Origin of the sequence: Burkholderia sp. LMG 13014 (assembly GCF_905232215.1) — a bacterium.
Classification (GTDB): domain Bacteria; phylum Pseudomonadota; class Gammaproteobacteria; order Burkholderiales; family Burkholderiaceae; genus Burkholderia.
Map to the genome: position 1 here is coordinate 1 of NZ_CAJNKE010001076.1, position 611 is coordinate 611.

At 64.0% G+C, this 611-nt stretch carries 1 protein-coding gene; it reads right to left on the reverse strand.

Annotated elements, in window-relative coordinates; all coding sequences use genetic code 11:
• Positions 1 to 611, reverse strand: a 611-nt coding sequence (locus JYJ84_RS37465) for a serine hydroxymethyltransferase (protein WP_205187504.1), incomplete at both ends; no start/stop codon positions are given.

The window sequence follows — 611 nt, forward strand, 5'->3', positions numbered from 1 at the left end:
ACGCGTGCGTTCTCGACCACCTTCTCCTGGTACGCCTTGAACTCCGGCGACAGCGCTTCCTTGAACGCCACCGCCTTGCCCGCGATCACGTGCATCAGCGGGCCGCCCTGGATGCCCGGGAAGATTGCCGAGTTGATCGGCTTCTCGTACTCGGCCTTCATCAGGATCACGCCGCCGCGCGGGCCGCGCAGGCTCTTGTGCGTCGTCGTCGTCACGAAGTCCGCGTGCGGCACCGGGTTCGGGTACACGCCCGCTGCGATCAGGCCCGCATAGTGAGCCATGTCGACCATCAGGTATGCGCCGACCGACTTCGCGATCTTCGCCAGACGTTCGAAATCGATCTTCAGCGAGAACGCCGATGCGCCCGCGACGATCAGCTTCGGCTTGTGTTCCTGCGCGAGCTTCTCGGCTGCTTCGTAGTCGATGTCTTCGTTTTCGTTCAGGCCGTAGCTCACCACGTTGAACCACTTGCCCGACATGTTCACGGGCGAACCGTGCGTCAGGTGGCCGCCGTGCGCGAGGCTCATGCCCATGATCGTGTCGCCCGGCTTGAGCATCGCGAAGAACACGCCCTGGTTCGCCTGCGAACCCGAGTTCGGCTGCACGTTCGC